We start from the raw sequence: 552 nt of genomic DNA on the forward strand, positions 1-552 counted from the left end.
GCCCCACCTCTCCTCCGCACCCCGCCGACCAGCGGGAACACCATCCGGGCGGGCCCGTGGGGGTCCTCCCGTCCCCCGTTCCCGCCGAGCGCCGGCCCCGGATTCCCGTTGAGATCGAACACGTGCGGTGCCCTCGCACCGCGACCGTGCTCCCCAGCGGAGGATCCTCATGCGTGCACCACGTACCCTCGCGGGCGTCGTCCTCGCCCTCAGCGCCACGGGACTCTCCGGGGGCGCCGCGTCGGCGGCCCCGACCGGTGACGCCGAACTCTTCCCCACCCCGGCCCGCCCCGGCGACGCCGTGGCCGTCAGCACCTCCTTCTGCACCGGGGACACCACCGCCACCGGTGACGCCACCGCCGTCGGTGCCGGCGAGTTCACCCTCGCCCCCTCCACCCAGACCGACGCCCTGATCGGCCAGTTCACCGTCCCGTCCGGCGCCACGGCGGGCAACTACACCATCGCCGTCAGCTGCGCCACCGGCGGTCGCCTGGCCACCGGCGTGCTCCGCGTGGTGCAGGCCGCCTCCACCGCGACACCCCCGGCGACCCC

The 552-nt window shown here is 76.1% G+C and carries 1 protein-coding gene; it reads left to right on the plus strand.

All coding sequences use genetic code 11. The features are described from left to right. Window positions 1–169: 169 nt before the first annotated feature. Window positions 170–552 (plus strand): hypothetical protein (locus FOE67_RS27990; protein ID WP_182667589.1); only part of this gene is annotated, 383 nt, incomplete at its 3' end.

Origin of the sequence: Streptomyces calidiresistens (assembly GCF_014141525.1) — a bacterium.
Taxonomy (GTDB): Bacteria; Actinomycetota; Actinomycetes; order Streptomycetales; family Streptomycetaceae; genus Streptomyces; species Streptomyces calidiresistens.